This window comes from Cupriavidus sp. PB-02 (assembly GCF_058252315.1).
This window is the reverse complement of record NZ_CM177694.1, coordinates 549,366-566,053: the sequence shown is the minus strand read 5'-3', so window position 1 is coordinate 566,053 and position 16,688 is coordinate 549,366. Positions and strand designations below refer to the sequence as shown.

The window sequence follows — 16,688 nt, the reverse complement described above, 5'->3', positions numbered from 1 at the left end:
GCCGATCCGGCGGCCGGCCCCCGGCGCGTTAGCAGGCACGAAAAGTACCAAAAATACAAAAAAAGAAGAAGGGAACCCATGAGCGACACACAGATGCACGAGACCATTCGCGCGCTGTACGAGGGAATCTTTGATGCCGAGGCCTGGCAGCGCAGCCTCGGCGCACTGTGCCAGGCCAGCGACAGCGTGCATGCCGCGCTGGTGGTGCTGGACACCGTCCACGAGCGCGTGCTGGTCAACCAGGTAATCAACCAGGTGCCGGAAGAAGTGGCCGCCTATCACGAGTACTACGAAGCCATCGACCCGGCGCTGCCGTTCGCGCCGCGCATGTCGGTGGGCAGCTGGTATATCGATTCGCGCGAGCTGGGCGCGTATGCGATGCGGCATTCGCCCTTCTATGGCGAGTTCTTCCGCCAGTTCGGGCTGTCATCGCTGATGGCCTGCCTGGTTGAGCGCAAGCCGCACTACGAGGTGTTCCTGTCGCTGCAGCGCCCGCAGGGCCGCGACCACTATTCGCCCGAGGATGCGCGCGCGCTCGACTGGGTGATCCCGCACGTGCGCCACGCCATCGCGCTGCGCGACCGCACCCACCAGGTGTCGGCGCTGGCGCATGCCTCGTCCCAGCTGATGGAGCGGTTGCCCTTTGGCGTGATCGTGTTCCAGGACGACGGCAAGGCCTTGCTGACCAACAGCATCGGCGAAGCCTGGGTGCGGCGGCTGCTGCCCGCGGTGTCGGTCGAAACCAGCGCCGCGGCGATGTCTGCCACGGGCCTGCGCCAGGAAGAATGGCGCCTGTCGCGCCCGTTCGCCGAGGCGCTGCGCGCCGTGTCCGACCCGGCCAACCCGCAGCCGGCGCAGGCGCTGCGCGCGGTCGACGGCGCCGGCCGCCAGGCGCAGATCATCCTGCTGCCACTGCCGCCGGCCCATCACCTGGCCATCGACTGGCAGCGCCCGACCGTGCTGGTGGCGATCCACGAACCCGGCATCGCGCCGGTGACGCTGCCGGCCGTGCTGCGCGATCTCTACGGGCTGACGCCGGCGGAAACGCGGCTGGCGATGCAGTTGTCATCTGGCATCGGGCTGCCCGAGGCGTGTGAGTTGATCGGCATCCGGCGGGAGACTGGGCGCACGCAGTTGAAGGCGATTTTTACCAAGACTGCGACGGGGACGCAGGCGCAGTTGGCGCATTTGTTGACGCGGTTGGGGGTTAGGGGGTAAGGGGGATTGGGTTGGGGTGTCTTCGTGCTGAAGCTGTGCCTGTGGCAGGCATCGGGTAGGTGCTCGACGGCCCTCCGCTGCGGCCGGCATCTCGTAGCTGCGCGACGGCCACCTCTGCGGTTTGCGTCTGGTAGATGTTCGACGGCCCCCCTTCAATCAACCGACGCCCCCACCGTCTTAACCACCCCCGCCCACTTCTGCCGATCCGCCTTCACCGTAGCCTTGAACTGATCCACCGTCTCAACCCGCGGCGTGTTGCCGGCGTCAACCAGCTTCTGCCGAATCGCCGGCGTTTCCAGCGCCACCTTGACCGCGTCATTGATCTTGCGCGCGATCTTCGGGTCCAGGCCCTTGGGGCCGAAGAAGCCGAACCAGATGGTGCTGTTGAAGCCCGGCACGCCGCTCTCGGCGATGGTCGGCACGTCGGGGATCACCTGCACGCGCTGTTTGGTGGTCACGCCCAGCAGGCGCACCTTGCCGGCGCGGTACTGCGGCAGCACGCTCTGCACCTGGTTGAAGATGCAGCAGACCTCGCCCTTCACCACCGCCTGCAGCGCATCGGGGCCGCCCTTGTACGGCACGTGGACCATGTCGAGTCCGGCGCGCGCGTTGAACTCGGCAAACGCCAGGTGCGTGCCGGTGCCGTTGCCGGTGGACGCGAAGTTGTACTTGCCGGGGTTGGCCTTGACCTTCTCGATGAATTCCTTGACCGATTTCACGTCGATCACGGCCGGGTTGACGGTCAGCACGTTGGAAACCTCGACCAGCGGCGCGACCGGGGTGAAATCGGCTTCGGCATCAAACGGCAGGTTCTTGTACAGCGCCGGGTTGATGCCGTGAGTGGCGGCGGTGCCGAGCAGCAGCGTGTAGCCATCCGGCCTGGCGTGCGCCACCACTTCGGAGGCGACGTTGCCGCCGGCACCGGGCCGGTAGTCGTAGATGATGGTGGTCTTGAGCGACTTCTGCAGCGATTCCTGCAGCGTGCGGCCGACGATGTCGACGCCCGAGCCGGCGGTAAAGCCCATCAGGATCGTCACCGGCTGCGTCGGCCATTCGCCCGGGCCCTGGGCGCGCGCCGGACCGGTCACGGCGGCGGCGGCGCACAGCGCGGCCAGGCCGGCGCCCAGGCGGGAAGCGGAACGGAAGGACAAGCGCGGAAGCAGGCGGGACGAATTAGGCATGGGGGCACCGTCGGAAAGAGTCAGGACTGAACAAGGGGCCGGCCGGGATCTGAGCCCCGGGCCAGCGCCACAAGATAGCAAGGTTCCTGCCAAAACCAAACGACCAAGTTCGCTTGAGGGTATGCCGTGCGGGCATATGGTGCACCACAGCGTCCCGCACCGCACCGGTCAGCGCCGCAGCAACCCCACCAGTTCGTCGATCTCCGGCAATGGCGCGCCCGTGCCCGCCGCGCTGTCGTCGTCGGCTTCCAGCAGGCCGTCGGCCAGCGCGCGCTTGTCGCGGTGCAGGTCGACGATGCGCTCCTCGATGGTGCCGGCATTGATCAGCCGGTACACCGTCACCGGGCGCTGCTGGCCGATGCGGTGCGCGCGGCCCATGGCCTGGTCTTCGGCGGCGGGGTTCCACCACGGGTCGGCGATGATCACATAGTCGGCCGCGGTCAGGTTCAGGCCGAAGCCGCCGGCCTTCAGGCTGATCAGGAAGACATCGCCCTCGCCCGCCTGGAAGGCGGCCACGCGGCGCGTGCGCTCGGCCGCGGGGGTGGCCCCGTCCAGGTATTGCAGCGCCAGCCCGGCGCACTCAAGCCCCTGGCGCAGCAGCTGCAGGAAATCGACGAACTGGCTGAACACCAGCGTCTTGTGGCCACTGGCGGCGAGCTCGCCGGCCAGGTCGACAAAGGCGCGCAGCTTGGCGCCCTCCGATAGCTGGCCGCTGATCTCGGGCGTGACCAGGCGCGGATCGCAGGCCGCGCGGCGCAGCCGCATCAGCTGCGCCAGCACGTGGATGCGTGCCTGCGCCTGGTGCTGGGCCTGCGCCAGGGCGCGCGCCCGTGCTCCCGCCGGCGCGCCTTGGGTGGCCTTGCGCGCGGCTTCCACGCGCGCCAGCGCGGCCTCGGCTTCGGTCTGGGCCTGGCGGCGCAGCGCCTCGTAGTGGGCAGCCTCGACCGGCTCGGGCTCGACCCGGATCACCAGCTCCGTGCGTGGCGGCAGTTCGTCCAGCACCTGCGCCTTGGTCCGGCGCAGCACGAAGGGCGCGATCATGCGGCGCAACCGCTGGCGCGCCTCGCGCACGCCGCCGCGCTCGATCGGGTTGGCGAAGTGTTCGTTGAAGCGCGCCAGCGAGCCCAGCAAACCCGGGTTGCAGAAGCGCATCACCGACCACAGCTCGGCCAGCCGGTTCTCCACCGGCGTGCCGGTCAGCGCCATGCGGAAGCCTGACGGCAGCTCGTACATCGCCTGCGCGCGCCGCGTGACCGCGTTCTTGAACGCCTGCGCCTCGTCGGCGACCACGGTGTTCCAGTCGCGCGCGCAGAAGTCCTTGCGCGCCTGCTGCAGCAGCGTGTACGAGACGATCACGAGGTCATGCGGACCGGCCTGGGCCAGCAGGGTTTCGCGTTCGCCTTCCGCGTAGACATGGACGTTGAGCGTGGGCGCGAAGCGGCGCGCCTCGGCGGCCCAGTTGCCGCACACCGAGGTCGGCGCGATCACCAGCGCGGCGCCGCCGCCGGCGCGCGCCACCAGCACCGCCAGCGCCTGCAGCGTCTTGCCCAGGCCCATGTCGTCGGCCAGGCAGGCGCCCAGGCCCGAGGCGGCCAGCGTCATGGCCCAGCGATAACCGGCCTCCTGGTAGGGGCGCAGTTCGGCCGCCAGCGTCGGCGGCACCGCGATCTCGGTTTCGCGCGCCGCGCGCAGGCGGGCGATGCGCTGGCGGAAGTGCGCATCGGGGTCGATGCCAACGCCGGCCAGCACGTCGTCCAGCCACGGCGTGGCCATCTGCGGCACGCGGATGCCGTCAGGGACGCGCTCGCCGACGCCGGCGAGGTCGCGCAGCCGGCCGCGCAGCGCGCGCGTCAGCGCCACGTAGACGCCCTGCCCCATCGGCACGAAGCGCCCGGCCTGGCTGCCGGTCCAGTCGATCAGCTTGCCCAATTCCAGCACCAGCCCCTCGGCCACGCGCAGCTCGCCCGCCAGCCGGTACCACGCGCCGCGGCTTTCGATCTGCACGCCGAGTTGCGGCAGGTCGGCCGGCAGCACGCGGATCTCCTTGCCGCGCGGCCATTCCACGGACTGCACCGCGGGCAGTCCGGGCAGTGCTTCCAGCACGGACAGCGCGTCTTCGGGATCGTCCAGGGTCCAGGTGTACTCGCCGCCCGGCGGCGACTGGGTCACCAGCACCGGCAGCGCGGCGAAGACCTCGGCCACGCTCGCCAGCTCGGCCTCGAGGTCGCGCTGCGTGGCCAGGGTCTCGCCGCGCACCGCGGCCATCAGGCGCTCGCGCCCCGCACCGGGGGCCAGGCGTGGCCCGAGCGGGCCCAGCGGCGTCACCACCAGCCGCAGCGAGATGCCGCGGGCCACGGGCGCCACTTCGGCGCGCAGCTGCGTCTCGGCCTCCACCGCCCGCGTGCCGACTGCCTGGTCGGCATGGACCTGGAAGTGGCCGGCCAGCGCGCGCAGGGTCTGGTCAAGCTGGGCCTGGCCGTCCGCGGGGATCGCCAGGCCGTCACCGACCAGCCGCGCGGCATCGAACTGCGCCGGGGTGTAGCGGATCACCCGCAGCCGGTGCGGGCCGTCGCGCACCACCGTGACCTGGCGCAGCCCCTCGGCCTCCTGGCGCGCGGCGGCGGGCAGGTAGGCCTCCATCGCCGGCGCCTCGCGCACCGGCGGGAAGATGCGCAGCACGTAGCGGCCGGCGCTGTGGACGGCTTCCAGCGCGGGCGCGTCCTCCACCATCTCCAGCGTCTGCGACGGCGCATGCGCCAGCACCACGCCCGGGTGGCCCACCAACGCCATCACCGCGGCGGCACGGTCCAGCACATAGCGCCGGTTGTGCGACTGGTCGCGGCGGATGGCGCGCGCCACGCGGGCATCCCACGGCTCGAGCCGGTCGTCCTCGGCGACCCGGGCCAGCGGCACCGGCTTCGGCTTACCCCAGCCGCGCGCGCCGCGCACCTGCTCGAGCGGCTCGATCGTGCCCGGCGCGCCGTCGGCGTCCAGCGTCAGGGCCCACAGCAGGCGCCGGGACTCGGCGCCTGCTGTGGGTTCGGCGCCGGCCAGGGCCCGCAGTGCTGCCAGCGCCTGCTGCCAGTCGCGGCCCGGCGCTGGGCTGGCGCCGTCCTCGCCGGGTTCGGGCAGGTCGTCATGGCCGGGATGTGTGGTCAAAGGCACGGCGGTTCTGGGATGTGGGAACGTGCAACAACGGCGGGAACAGCAAGAAATGGCGTCCGAAATGCGGCAAACGCCCGGAAAAGAGGATTCTAGACCGCCGCAACGCCTGCATCGCGTTGTGACCCATGCCCCCGCGGCTTACAATGTCGTTTTTGCTAATTTGACGGCGCTGGGAGAATAGACATGTCGATGGCGGATCGCGACGGCAAGATTTGGATGGACGGCAAGCTGATCGAATGGCGCGACGCCAAGATCCACGTGCTGACGCATACGCTGCACTACGGCATGGGCGTGTTCGAAGGCGTGCGCGCCTACAAGACCCCCGAAGGCACCGCCATCTTCCGCCTGAAGGAGCACACTCGCCGCCTGTTCAACTCGGCCAAGATCTTCCAGATGGTCATGCCCTTCGACGAGGCCACCCTGGAAGCCGCCCAGCGCGAAGTGGTGCGCGCCAACAACCTGGAATCCTGCTACATCCGCCCGCTGGTGTGGATCGGCTCGGAAAAGCTGGGCGTGTCGGCCAAGGGCAACACCATCCACGTGGCGATCGCGGCCTGGCCGTGGGGCGCCTACCTGGGCGAGGAAGGCATGGAGCGCGGCATCCGCGTGAAGGTCTCCTCCTTCACCCGCCACCACGTCAACGTGTCGCTGGTGCGCGCCAAGGCGAGCGGCTACTACATCAACTCGATCCTGGCCAACCAGGAAGCCACCGGCCTGGGCTACGACGAAGCGCTGCTGCTCGACACCGAGGGCTACGTCAGCGAAGGCTCGGGCGAGAACGTGTTTATCGTGCGCAACGGCGTGATCTACACCCCGGACCTGGCCTCATGCCTGGACGGCATCACCCGCGACGCCACGCTGACCATCGCGCGCGACCTGGGCATCGAGGTGCGTGAAAAGCGCATCACCCGCGACGAGATGTACTGCGCCGACGAAGCCTTCTTCACCGGCACCGCCGCCGAAGTCACGCCGATCCGCGAACTGGACGACCGCATCATCGGCGAAGGCCGCCGCGGCCCGGTGACCAAGCAGATCCAGGACGCGTTCTTTGCCGCCGTGGGCGGCACCGAAGAAAAGTACAAGAAGTGGCTGACGCTGGTCTGAGCACCGGCTTCCAGCCCTTTTGCGCCATGCGCCCGTGATTGCGGGCGCGGCACACCCGCTGTTTCATCGAACAATAAGCTTGACTCCCCGCAACACCATGACGCAAACCGCCACCATCATCGAAATCGGCGCTGAAGACATTCCGCTGCACTGCCCCACCGCCAACACCCCGGCATGGAACTACCATCCGCGCGTGTTCCTCGACGTGGCGGACACCGGCGAGGCCAAGTGCCCCTACTGCGGTACCGTCTACAAGCTCAAGCCGGGCACCGTGCTGAAGGGCCACCACTGACCCGAGCCGCCGGTTTTCGCATGACCCTGACGCTCCGGGCCGCCGCCCACAGGCGGCCCGGAGCGTCAGCGTTCCCGGCGTCCGCGCCGGCGTTCCGGCTCCAAGCGCCCCGCCCATGAAGAAAGCCCTCGTCATCGCCCCCAACTGGATCGGCGACGCCCTGATGGCGCAGCCGCTGTTCGCGCTGCTCAAGGCGCGCCATCCGCGCCTGGTCATCGACGCCCTCGCGCCCAAGTGGGTGGCGCCCGTGCTCGCGCGCATGCCCGAGATCGGCCGCGTGTTCCCGTCCGACCTCGCGCACGGCAAGCTGCAGCTGTCTGCGCGGCTGATGTTCGCCCAGCAGCTCAAGAACGAAGGCTACGATCTCGCCTATGTGCTGCCGAACTCGCTCAAGTCGGCGCTGATCCCGTGGCTGGCCGGCATCCCGCTGCGCATCGGCTATCGCGGCGAAGCGCGCTTCGGCATGCTCAACATCCGCCACGCCAACCCGCCGCGCGACAAGCGCCCGCCGATGGTGGAGCATTACGCCCGCCTGGCGCTCAAGCCCGGCGCGCGCCTGCCTGAAAACCTGACCGAGCCGCGCCTGCGCGTCGACCCGGCGCGCGTGGCGGCCACCGCCGAGCGCTTCGGCATCGCGCCGCACGCACGCGTGATCGCGTTCTGCCCGGGCGCCGAGTTCGGCCCGGCCAAGCGCTGGCCGGCCGGCCACTTTGCCAAGCTGGCGCAGATGCTGCGGCGCTCCTACCCGTACGCGCAGATGATCACGCTGGGCTCGGCCAAGGACGCCGAGATCGCCAACGAGATCGTCAAGGAAGCGCCGTTCGTGCGCAACCTCTGCGGCCAGACTTCGCTGGACGACGCCGTGGACCTGCTGGCGCTGTCCGAGGCCGCGGTCTGCAACGACTCCGGCCTGATGCACGTCACGGCGGCGCTGAACCGGCCGCAGGTGGCCGTATTCGGCTCGAGCGATCCGCGCCACACGCCGCCGCTATCACAGGCTGCGAGTATCATGTGGCTGCAGCTGGAGTGCAGTCCGTGCTTCAAGCGCGAGTGCCCGCTGGGGCACCTGCGCTGCCTGAAAGAAATCGAACCAGAAATGGTGTTCGTCGAGTTGCGCACGCTGCTGCACCGGCCCCGGCCGCAGCCCTGAAGACCCCTGACACTGCCACCATGCCTCGTTTTGCCCGCCTGTTCGATTCCGCCGAAGACATCGTCGAAGCCTTTCGCGAAGCGCTCAAGCTGCGCGATGCCGACGGCGCGCTGCGCCTGTGGCTGGACGAGGACTCGATCACCTGCGTGCTGCCCGACGGCCAGCGCCTGATCGGCCACGAACAACTGCGCCAGGCGTTCTCGCAGTTGCTCGAGGAGCAGCCGGTGCTGGTCGATGCCATCGAAACCAGCAGCCATGCTTCGATGGCCGTGTCGATCTTCGACGTGACCGAGGCGCTGCGCTTTGGCAGCGACCGCGTCGAGGCCGACCTGTTCGTGCACACCACCTATGTGCTGATGCAGAACCACGAAGGCTGGCGCCTGGCGCATATCCACTGCAGCCCGGCCAACGCCGTGCAGGTCGCCGCGGTGGCGGCCGCGCCGGGGCAGGCGCTGCACTGAACCCGCACGGCCGCGCCGCGGCTTGTTGCAACACCGAGCTGGCATGACGCAGCTTCCGCACCATCGCCTGCCGCCCGTCGTGCAGGCCGATCCTTCCGCCCCGCCGGCGCATGGCTACGGCGACGGCGACGGCATGACGATGCCCTGGTGGCTGCGCGGCGGCCACGCCCAGACCATCATCCCCGCCCGCTTCACCCGCCGGCCACCGCGTGTGACATTCCGCCGCGAGCGCTGGGACACACCCGACCAGGATTTCATCGACCTGGACTGGACCACCCACGCCGTCGAGCCCGATTCGCCCCTGGTAGTGATGTTCCACGGCCTCGAGGGCGACTCGGGCAGCCACTATGCGCAGGCGCTGATGCATGCGCTGTCCGTGCGCGGCTGGCAGGGCGTGATCCCGCACTTCCGCGGCTGCTCGGGCGAGCTCAACGTGGCGCCGCGCTTCTACCATTCGGGCGATTCCGCCGAGATCCGCTGGGTGCTGGAGCGCATGCGCCGGCATCACTGCGCCGAAGGGCGCAAACTGCTGGTGGTGGGCATCTCGCTGGGCGGCAACGCGCTGCTGCGCTTCCTGGGCGAGGAAGGTGGCGCCGCCAGCCATGTGCATGCGGCGGCGGCCATTTCCGCGCCGCTGGACCTGGCGGCAGGCGGGGTGGCGCTGTCGGTGGGCTTCAACATGGTCTATACGCGCATGTTCCTGCAGACGCTCAAGCGCAAGTCGCTGGCCAAGCTGGAGCAGTTCCCCGGCCTGTTCGACCGCGACACCATGCTGGCCAGCCGCGACCTGTACGCCTTCGACAACGTGGTCACCGCGCCGCTGCATGGCTTTGTCGATACCGACGACTACTGGCGCCGCGCCGCCAGCAAACCCGTGCTGCGCGAGATCGCCGTGCCCACGCTGGTGCTGAACGCACGCAATGACCCCTTCATGCCGGCCCGGCACCTGCCCGGCCCGGCCGAGGTCAGCCCGCAGGTGTGGCTGGAGCAGCCCGAGCACGGTGGCCATGTCGGCTTCATGACCCCGGACGCCAGCTGGCGACGCCACCTGCCGCTGCTGCCCGCCGGGCAGTTCGGCGGCCATATCGAATGGCTGCCGGCGCGGATCCTGCGCTTTTTCGACAGCATGATGTGAGGCGGGCGCGGTACCGCCGCCCGCCCGCAGAGGAGACAGAACATGGACGAGATCGTCAGGCAAGCCATGGCGCGCTGGCCCAACGTGCCCAACGCCTACGGCTGGCTCGCGCTGGACCGGCGCGGCCAGTGGCGCCTGCGCAACGAGTACGCCCAGGAGCACGGGCTCTCGGGCGATCCGATCCGCCACGAGGCGCTGGTCGCCTTCATCGAACGCAACTACCTGTGCGACGAGCGCGGCGCCTGGTTCTTCCAGAACGGGCCGCAGCGGGTGTTCGTGTCGCTGGCCTATGCGCCGTGGATCGTGCGGCTGCACGAGGGCACGCTGCGCACGACCACGCAGCAGCCGTTTGCGCTGCAAGCCTGCTACGCCGACGAACATGGCAACGTGGTGCTGGCCGGCACCGTGGAAGGCATGGCGGCAGATGCCGCGCCGGCGCTGCAGGCCGCGCTGCTGCACGACCACGACCTGGAACTGTTCAGCAGCGCCAGCACGTGGCACGGCGAGGCCTGCGGCACCGAACTGGGCGTGTTCCATCACGCCGGCCGTGACCTGCCGATCGAGCCGATCGCCGAGGACGAGGTGCCGAAGCGCTTCGGCTTCGTACGCCAGCCGGAGCCGCCGGCGGCCTGAACGCAGTGCTGAATGCAGTGTGAAAGGCGGCGGTACCCGCTGTCAGTTCGGTATGCCCTTGCTGTCCTGCTTGTCTTCGCGGTACTGGCGCTCCAACTGGTGCAGCCGCGCATCGACTTCCGACAGCGCATAGAAATCGCCGTCGCCGGCCTTGCGCGCGATCTGTAGTTGCTCGATGGCGGCCTGGTAGGCGCCGTCCATCGCATACTTCTCGGCCAACGCCTGGTGCTGCTGCAGCCGCTTGCCCTGGCCCGCGTAGGCGCGCGCCAGCATCTCCCACCATTCGCTGCGGGTGGTTTCCTGGCGCGTGCGTTCGCGCAGGAAGCGCACCGCGTCGTCATAGCGGCCTGAGCCGACCAGGGTCTCGGCATAGACCACGGACACCGCGTGCGACAGCGGGAAGGCCTTCATCGACGCGCTGGCCTGGCTGAGCGCCTCGGGCACGCGGCCCTGCGCGCGGGCCAGTTCGACCGCCATCACATCCAGCATCGGGCTGCCGGAACTGGCGCCGGGGATGGTGCCATAGAGCCGCCGGGCCTCGGCAAGCTCCTGCTCGCCGGCGGGGTAGCGGCCCAGCCGCTGCTCGGCAAAGGCAATACCGTAGTGCAGCGCCGGCGCCCGCACCGCCGACGCGCCCGGCAACTGCGCGCGCAGCGCGGAACGCAGGTTCTGCAACTCGCCCGGCGACGACTCCTGGATCACGCGCGCGCGCATCCGCGCGAACTCGTACTCCGGCGTATTGGCGACCTTGCGTTCGCTGACATGCCTGACGCGGTCCTGCATGTCGGCGATCCGCTCCGAGGTCAGCGGGTGGGTGCGCACATAGGACGGCACCGAGTTCTCGGCGGTGCCGGACACGCGCTGCAGCCGCATGAAGAAGTCCGGCATGCCCTGCGGGTCGAAGGCCGCCGCGGTCATGATCTGGAAGCCGACGCGGTCGGCCTCGCGCTCGGCACCGCGCGAGAACGACAGCTTGTTGGCGATGGCCGCGCCCTGCCCGCCCATCGCCAGCGCCGCCGCGGCATCGGGGCTGCGCGTGGCGGCCAGCCCCGCCAGCACCATCGAAGCCAGCGCGATCCACATCGACTGGTCCTGCGAGGTGATGCCGCGCGCGATATGGCGCTGCATCACGTGGCCGATTTCATGGCCGAGCACCGAGGCCAGTTCCGACTCGGTGTCGGACTGCACCAGCAGCCCGGTATGCACGCCGATATAACCACCCGGCATGGCAAAGGCGTTGATGCTGCGGTCGCGCACCGCGAACAGGTCGAAGCCGGTGGCAAAGGTGCCGGCACCGGTCGAGCCGGAAATATTCTGGCGCCGCGCGGCCTGCACCAGCCGGTAGCCGAGCGCGTTCAGGTAGTCGGACAGCAGCGGGTCCGACACGTACAGCGGGTCGCGGCGGATATCGCGCATGAAGCGGTCGCCCAGCCGCTTTTCCATATCCGGCGACAGCGAGGCGGTGGACGGGTCGCCCATGTCCGGCAGCTGCACGCCGCCGGCTTCCACCACGGGATTGTTGGTGCGCAGGCCGAACTCGGATTTCTGGCCGGCCTTTATGCTGCGGTTCAGGTTGTCGTAGACCTGGTCGCTGGCCTCCGACGAGACCGTCGGCGCCGGTGCCGGCGGTGGGCGGCTGACGGCTGTCGTCGCGGGCGGCGTGCCCGCTGCCGCCGGCGTCCGGGGCGTACCCTGCGGCCATGCCGGCGCCGCGAAGGTCAGCGCCAGCAGCGCCGCCAGCGGCCGCCGCCAGGGCGCCCATGCGTCGCCATCGCCACGATGTGACGCACAGCCGCCAGGAACGGCGTCCGCCGCGGCGTCACGGCCGCGTGCGGCAGAGCTGCGAAGCGAAGGGTGTTTTGGCATGTTGCTATGATAGCGGCCTCCAGTAGCCGTTCCCATCGGATGGTTCTCTCACACACCGAAGGCCACCCGCCCGAAGTCCCGCCGGAAATTCTGCCATGTCCCAGCTCACCCATTTCGATACCGCCGGACAAGCCCATATGGTCGACGTCGGCGACAAGGCCAGCACGCACCGCGTGGCCGTGGCCACCGGCACCATCACCATGCAACCCGCCACCTTTGCGCTGGTGCGCGACGGCAGCGCCAAGAAGGGCGACGTGCTGGGCATCGCGCGCGTGGCGGCGATCATGGCCACCAAGCGCACCGCCGACCTGATCCCGCTGTGCCACCCGATCGGCCTGACCAAGGTCGCGGTCGAGTTCGCGCTGGACGAAGCGGCCGCCACCGTCGCCTGCACCGTGCGCACCGAGACCCGCGGCCAGACCGGCGTGGAAATGGAGGCGCTGACCGGCGTGCAGGTGGCGCTGCTGACGATCTACGACATGTGCAAGGCGGTGGACCGGGGCATGGTGATGGGCAATGTGAAGCTGCTGGAGAAGCACGGCGGCAAGTCGGGCGACTGGGTGGCGGGCGGCACTAAGTAGTTGATCCGGCGATCCCCCGGCTCGCGGCAAAACCAGGAAGCGCAAACAGGAAACCCGCCGAAGCGGGTTGGTGGGTAGCTGCCTGTTTCGTCCAAAACTGCGCACGGACCATGAACCGTGTAGTGTTATCAAGGACGTGGAATGCCGCAAGCAGCGTAGCCGTCATTCCCTTTGGTGCTAGCTGCCCGGTGGGTAGATTGGCTCCGTTCGCGGACGATTGCGCATTTTGGTGAGCACCTGCTTCCCGTTGGAAAGATTTGTCATGCCCTGAACGCGGCCGGGCTGGCGGCAAGACACGCCATGACTTGCACCTTGCCAGGAGTGACTCATGAGCGATTTACCAGTTCTGGATGCACACGCAGCCTTCGTAGACGTGGGCAGCGAACAAATGCATGTGTCGATTGCAGGGGGGCCACCAGCAGTCTTCGGTACGGTGACGACGCAATTGCATGCCCTGCGCGACTGGCTGCTGGCGCAGCAAGTGCGCTCGGTCGCCATGGAGGCCACCGGGGTGTACTGGTTGCCCTTGTATGGCGTACTGGAAGCCGCAGGTTTGGAGGTGGTAATGGTCAACGGCCGCCAGACCAAGAACCTGCCCGGCCGCAAGACCGATATGCTCGACTGCCAGTGGGGAGCGACGCTGCACGCCCACGGCCTCCTGCGCGCCGGCTTTGTGCCACCGGCCCACATTCGCGACCTGCAAGACTATATGCGCCTACGGGCCGACCACATTGCCTTGGCCGCCAGCCACGTCCAGCACATGCAGAAGGCGCTAGAACGCATGAACGTCAAGCTGCATGACGTCATCAGCAGTCTCACCGGTGCTAGCGGCCTGGCCGTGGTGCGAGCCATCCTCGACGGTGAGCGCAATCCCGATCGACTGCTGTCGCTATGCGACATCCAGATTCAGCGCGCCAAGGCCGAGCGGGTCAAGGAGTCACTGCGCGGCACCTGGGATGCCAAACACCTATTCGCGCTACGCCAGGCCTTGCAAAGCTGGGAACACTACCAACACCAGATCACCGAGTGCGACCGCCAGATCCAGGCCTTATTACCTCAGGCCAACGACAAACAGCCTCCAACCGATCCCGCCAACACCAAGCCACGCAAACGTCCGGGTCCCAACGCCCCAGATATCGGGCAATTGCGTCACATCCTCACGCAGATATGCCACGGGCAGGACTTGACCACCTTGCCAGCCCACACCGAATACAGCGTGCTGCAACTGATCTCCGAGGTCGGCACCGATTTAACTCGATGGCCTACCGAGAAACACTTCACCGCATGGATGGGCCTGGCACCGGGAAGCCGCCAAAGCGGCAAGCGCCGCGGCAGCGTCAAACGCCACCGCAATCGCGCCGGTCGACTGTTCTGCCTGATGGCCCGGAGTCTGGCGCGTAGCAAGGACATCGCCTTGGGTGGCTTCTACCGACGCATGGCAGCACGACGCGGCGCACTGATTGCCAACATTGCGTTGGCACGCAAGCTGGCCATCCTCTTCTGGCGCGTCATGGTTAAGGGAATGCAGTACGTCGAAAGTGGCTTGGCACACTACGAGGCCCGCGTCCTCGAAACCAAACGGCGGGCACTCAGGCACCTGGCCAAACAACTCGGCCAGGAGCTAGTTCCCCTCCCTACTGCCGCATAGAAACCAATGGTTCATGGAAAGGGGGTCGGAACGAAGTAGACGTGGGGTTGCGGCCCGTATGGGTGGCCGCCTTTGGCTAAGTTCGTTCCGACTTAGGCCTCAGTCTACGAGAACCGGCTTACGTCCCGTATCGGGGTAAATCGTAATAGCGAGACGCGGAAGTGCTTCAGCGAAGCCGACTTCGATCTCGTCCATTACCACGGCTTCGTTGCTCCGTCAGGAACCTCTCACCTAGACTACATCGATCAAACCGACGAGGCAGGCCACCGTCCAGCCCCGCGCGATTTGGCGCCCCCCCACGCCCGCGCAAAGGAGATCGACCATGTTGACCCAGAAGACGAAGGACATCGTAAAGGCCACTGCACCGGTGCTGGCCGAACACGGCTTCGACATCATCAAGTGCTTCTACAAACGCATGTTCGAAGCGCATCCCGAACTGAAGAACGTGTTCAACATGGCCCACCAGGAGCAGGGCCAGCAGCAGCAGGCGCTGGCACGGGCGGTCTACGCCTATGCGGAGAATATCGAGGACCCGAGCAGCCTGATGGCCGTGCTGCAGAACATTGCCAACAAGCATGCGAGCCTCGGCGTCAGGCCGGAACAGTACCCCATTGTTGGGGAACACCTGCTGGCGGCCATCAAGGAAGTCCTGGGCGACGCCGCAAACGAGGAAATCATTTCGGCATGGGCGCAAGCCTACGGGAACCTGGCCGATGTCCTGATGGGCATGGAGAGCGATCTATATGAGCGTTCTTCGGAGCAACCGGGTGGCTGGAAGGGATGGCGCACCTTTGTGGTTCGCGAGAAGCGCCCCGAAAGCGACGTGATCACGTCATTCATCCTTGAGCCGGTCGATGGTGGTCCGGTGTTGAACTTCGAACCCGGCCAATACACCAGCGTCGCGATGGATGTGCCCGCGCTCGGGTTGCAGCAGATTCGCCAGTACAGCCTGTCGGACATGCCAAACGGGCGCAGCTATCGGATCTCCGTCAAACGTGAAGCTGGCGGGACGCAGCCACCGGGCTATGTCTCGAACCTGCTGCATGATCACGTCAATGTCGGGGATGAGGTCAAGCTGGCGGCGCCGTATGGGAGCTTCCATATCGATGTCAACGCCAAGACACCGATTGTGCTGATCAGCGGCGGCGTGGGGCTGACACCGATGATCAGCATGCTTAAGCGGGCCATACAGGACCCGCAGCGCCACGTGGTGTTCGTTCATGGCGCACGCAATAGTGTAGTACACGCTATGCGCGACCGACTACGTGAGGCGGCTAAGGCATACGAGAACTTTGATCTCTTTGTGTTCTACGACCAGCCGCTGCCTCAGGATGCGCAAGGGCGGGATTACGATTTCCCGGGACTGGTCGATGTGAAGCTGATTGAGAAATCGGTTTCCCTGCCCGATGCCGACTACTACATCTGCGGTCCGATCCCGTTTATGCGCATGCAGCATGATGCGCTCAAGAACCTGGGCATCCATGAGGCTCGCATTCACTACGAAGTGTTTGGTCCAGACCTGTTTGCTGAATAGCAGCAAGGCAGTGGGAAGCATTCAGGGGACAAACCAGCCGCCAGCAATGCTTCCCATTGGCCCGAGACTCACGCGCCCCGTTGCGCCGTATCACACCGTCTAACGCCACTGTCGTTCCCCGGTAATAAAGGTAACGCCGCATTTCCACGTACGCCGCGCCGGCGCCGGCGCGTGACAATTTGGTATTCAATACGATTGCGGGCCGGCGCAATTCGCGGCCGGCGGTCTCTGCCCGTGGCGCGCCATATGGCGCGTGCGGGGATGAGGTGAATACCATGAACGGGCGCATGCTCTGCCAACTGGCCCTGGCACTGGCGGCGACGGCCGCGAGCGGCGCCGCCCTCGCCGGGCGGGCCGATTTCCACGATGCCGTTTGGCACGATAGCGACGCACGCGGCGGCTTTGTCCAGACGCGCACGCGCGTCGGCGTGGGCCTCTATTTCGGGCCCGGCGTGTTCTATGGCGGCTACCCCTACGCCTACCCGGCTCCCTACTACTACCAGCCCCCGATGGTCGCCGTGCCCGCGGCGCCGCCGCAGTACATCGAACAGGGCCCGAACGGCCCGGTGCCGGCCCCCGGCCCGGACAGCGCCGTGCCGCAGGATCAGGGCTGGTGGTACCACTGCAACCAGCCCGAAGGCTACTACCCCTACGTGCAGTCCTGTCCCGGCGGCTGGCAGCGCGTACCGGCCCAACCGCCGCCCAACTCCTGACGCGGGG

14 protein-coding genes are annotated in these 16,688 nt (G+C 67.8%); 11 read left to right on the top strand and 3 right to left on the bottom strand.

The genetic code is table 11. The features are described from left to right. Positions 1–78 precede the first annotated feature (78 nt). Positions 79–1,218 (top strand): helix-turn-helix transcriptional regulator, encoded by a 1,140-nt coding sequence (locus AC10V3_RS02755; RefSeq protein ID WP_022533647.1) that lies wholly within the window; start codon positions 79–81, stop codon positions 1,216–1,218. 152 nt (positions 1,219–1,370) lie between these two features. Here the strand turns inward: AC10V3_RS02755 and AC10V3_RS02750 are convergent, their stop codons facing one another. After that, a complete protein-coding gene (locus tag AC10V3_RS02750) occupies positions 1,371–2,399 on the bottom strand; it encodes a Bug family tripartite tricarboxylate transporter substrate binding protein (RefSeq protein WP_022533646.1) in 1,029 nt (342 codons plus the stop codon). A 168-nt stretch (positions 2,400–2,567) separates the two neighbouring features. Further along, positions 2,568–5,564, bottom strand: coding sequence for a DEAD/DEAH box helicase (locus AC10V3_RS02745; protein ID WP_022533645.1), 2,997 nt, complete (start codon positions 5,562–5,564; stop codon positions 2,568–2,570). 183 nt (positions 5,565–5,747) lie between these two features. On the opposite strand from AC10V3_RS02745, the gene AC10V3_RS02740 reads away from it, so the two are divergent. The 6 genes from AC10V3_RS02740 to AC10V3_RS02715 all read left to right on the top strand — a co-directional run bounded on the left by AC10V3_RS02740 (position 5,748) and on the right by AC10V3_RS02715 (position 10,339). Beyond that, positions 5,748–6,668: a branched-chain amino acid transaminase gene (locus AC10V3_RS02740; protein WP_022533644.1), complete on the top strand. Its 921-nt coding sequence runs from the start codon at positions 5,748–5,750 to the stop codon at positions 6,666–6,668. 97 nt (positions 6,669–6,765) lie between these two features. Next, a complete protein-coding gene (locus tag AC10V3_RS02735; protein ID WP_010812205.1) occupies positions 6,766–6,960 on the top strand; it encodes a zinc-finger domain-containing protein in 195 nt (64 codons plus the stop codon). A gap of 115 nt (positions 6,961–7,075) precedes the next feature. Next, complete coding sequence (gene waaF / locus AC10V3_RS02730; RefSeq protein WP_022533643.1) at positions 7,076–8,110, top strand: lipopolysaccharide heptosyltransferase II; 1,035 nt, start codon at positions 7,076–7,078, stop codon at positions 8,108–8,110. A 20-nt stretch (positions 8,111–8,130) separates the two neighbouring features. Then, entirely contained in the window at positions 8,131–8,571 is a 441-nt protein-coding gene (locus AC10V3_RS02725; protein ID WP_022533642.1) for a YybH family protein, read from the top strand. 43 nt (positions 8,572–8,614) lie between these two features. Continuing rightward, positions 8,615–9,706, top strand: coding sequence for a YheT family hydrolase (locus AC10V3_RS02720; RefSeq protein WP_490923079.1), 1,092 nt, complete (start codon positions 8,615–8,617; stop codon positions 9,704–9,706). Positions 9,707–9,748: 42 nt separating this feature from the next. After that, positions 9,749–10,339, top strand: coding sequence for a DUF2946 family protein (locus tag AC10V3_RS02715; RefSeq protein WP_490923078.1), 591 nt, complete (start codon positions 9,749–9,751; stop codon positions 10,337–10,339). Positions 10,340–10,381: 42 nt separating this feature from the next. Here AC10V3_RS02715 and AC10V3_RS02710 read toward each other — a convergent pair whose 3' ends face one another. Further along, complete coding sequence (locus AC10V3_RS02710; RefSeq protein ID WP_490923077.1) at positions 10,382–12,205, bottom strand: beta-barrel assembly-enhancing protease; 1,824 nt, start codon at positions 12,203–12,205, stop codon at positions 10,382–10,384. Between the two features lie 95 nt (positions 12,206–12,300). On the opposite strand from AC10V3_RS02710, the gene moaC reads away from it, so the two are divergent. The 4 genes from moaC to AC10V3_RS02690 all read left to right on the top strand — a co-directional run bounded on the left by moaC (position 12,301) and on the right by AC10V3_RS02690 (position 16,681). Continuing rightward, a complete protein-coding gene (gene moaC, locus AC10V3_RS02705) occupies positions 12,301–12,786 on the top strand; it encodes a cyclic pyranopterin monophosphate synthase MoaC (RefSeq protein ID WP_022533638.1) in 486 nt (161 codons plus the stop codon). Positions 12,787–13,114: 328 nt separating this feature from the next. Continuing rightward, entirely contained in the window at positions 13,115–14,434 is a 1,320-nt protein-coding gene (locus tag AC10V3_RS02700) for an IS110 family RNA-guided transposase (protein WP_454752418.1), read from the top strand. 322 nt (positions 14,435–14,756) lie between these two features. After that, complete coding sequence (gene hmpA, locus AC10V3_RS02695; protein WP_022533637.1) at positions 14,757–15,968, top strand: NO-inducible flavohemoprotein; 1,212 nt, start codon at positions 14,757–14,759, stop codon at positions 15,966–15,968. Between the two features lie 275 nt (positions 15,969–16,243). After that, the gene (locus AC10V3_RS02690; protein WP_022533636.1) at positions 16,244–16,681 is read left to right on the top strand and encodes a hypothetical protein; all 438 of its coding nucleotides are present in this window, start codon (positions 16,244–16,246) and stop codon (positions 16,679–16,681) included. Positions 16,682–16,688 lie beyond the last annotated feature (7 nt).